Annotated in this window: 1 protein-coding gene; it reads right to left on the bottom strand. The window is 60.0% G+C overall.

What is annotated here, in order from left to right; genetic code table 11:
- Positions 1 to 3: 3 nt before the first annotated feature.
- A partial coding sequence (flhA, locus tag VZ95_RS16650) for a flagellar biosynthesis protein FlhA (RefSeq protein ID WP_045776853.1) occupies positions 4 to 1957 on the bottom strand: 1954 nt, incomplete at its 5' end.

The raw sequence follows: 1957 nt of genomic DNA, 5'->3' as shown, positions 1-1957 counted from the left end.
ATCCTAAATCTGTCCGAGCGTGCGGATTTTCGCTTTAGGATGAATCTCCGATTGGCTCAGAATGGTGGTCGCGGGGCGGAAGCGTTCGATAATCGAGCGCACATAGGGGCGAATGGCAGGGCTGACCAACAGAACCGGGCTTTCCCCCATTACGGCGAAACGATCGAAGGTCTGGCGGACCGACGAGATGAAGCGCTGCAACTGCGACGGCTGCATGGAAAGCTGCTTTTCTTCACCTTGGCCGACGAGCGCTTCGGCAAACGCCTGCTCCCACTCCGGCGACAGCGTTACCAGCGGCAGCACGCCCCCGACCGAATGATTTTCGGATATCTGACGGGCAAGGCGCGTGCGCACATGTTCCGTCATCATACTGACGTTGCGGGTAAAGGCGGCGGCTTCGGCGACCGCTTCCAGAATCGTCGGCAGATCACGGATCGAAACGCGTTCGCCGAGCAGATTTTGCAAAATGCGCTGAAGCCCGTTGATTGTGACCTGACCGGGGATAACATCGGCGACAAGCTTCTGGCTGTCCTTGTCGATCTCGTTCAGGAGCTTTTGGGTTTCGGCATAGGAGAGAAGATCCGGCATATTGTCCTTCACCACTTCCGTCAGATGCGTGGTGATGACGGTGGGCGGATCGACGACGGTATAGCCCCGGAACAATGCCTCTTCGCGGTTGGATTCGGCGATCCACATGGCGGGCAGGCCGAAGGTGGGTTCGGTCGTGGCTTCCCCCGCCAGCGAGATCGGCTCGCCGCGCGGGTCCATGACGAGCAGCATATTCGGGCGCAACTCGCCGCGTCCGGCTTCCATCTCCTTGATCCGAACCACATAGGTATTGGCCGGAAGCTGGAGATTATCCTGAATACGCACGGCGGGCATAATGTAACCCATTTCCGAGGCAACCTGACGGCGCAGCGCCTTGATCTGATCGGTCAGGCGCGCGCCCTTCGGCGAGTTGATGAGCGCGAGCAGGCCGTAGCCGAGTTCCAGACGGATTTGATCGATTTGCAGCGCCGTCGAAATCGGCTCATCGGCGACGGGAGTTGCTGCCCCCGGCGTTCCGGGGGCAACGCCGGGCGGCAGGCCCGAGGCGGCGGCTTCGGCGGCTTCGATGATGGCCGTTTGATGGCTGCGGCTTGCATAGAAGGCTGCCGCCCCCATGCCGGCCGAGATCATCAAGAAGCCGATGGTCGGCATCCCCGGCAGAAACGACAGAACCGCAACCAGTACCGCTGCCATCCCCATTGCGGCGGGAAAGCCGCCAAGCTGAGAGACTAGGGCCTTGTCGGTCGTGCCCTGCGCATTACCCTTGGTGACCAGCAAACCGGCGGCAACCGACACGATCAGGGCGGGAATTTGGCTAACGAGACCGTCGCCGACGGTCAGCAGCGTATAGTTATTGGCCGCTTGCAGGAACGAGAGGTTATGCTGAAGCGTGCCGATCAGCAGACCGCCGATGATGTTAATCATCGTAATCAGCAGGCCCGCAACCGCATCGCCGCGCACGAATTTCGCCGCCCCGTCCATCGCCCCATAGAAGGTCGATTCATCTTCCAACTGCTTGCGGCGGGCTTTGGCTTCGGTTTCGTTGATGAGGCCGGACGAGAGATCGGCATCGATCGCCATCTGTTTGCCGGGCATGGCATCCAGGGTAAAGCGTGCCGCCACTTCGGCGATACGGCCCGAGCCTTTGGTAATGACGACGAAGTTCACGATCAGCAGGATGATGAAGACGATCACCCCGATGATGAAGTTCCCCGACATCAGCAAATTACCGAAGGTCTCGATGACGTGACCCGCCGCCGCCGTGCCTTGATGCCCGTTACTGAGAATAAGCCGGGTCGAGGCCATATTGAGGGCCAAGCGCAACAGCGTTGTCATCAGCAGAATTGTCGGGAACGAACTGAGGTCGGTCGGGCGCTGAATGAACAGCGTGACCATCAAAATCAGCACC

Origin of the sequence: Elstera litoralis, assembly GCF_000963705.1 — a bacterium.
In the GTDB taxonomy this organism is placed as follows: domain Bacteria; phylum Pseudomonadota; class Alphaproteobacteria; order Elsterales; family Elsteraceae; genus Elstera; species Elstera litoralis.
Note: the sequence above shows the minus strand (reverse complement) of the source record. Positions and strands in the feature narration are given on the sequence as shown.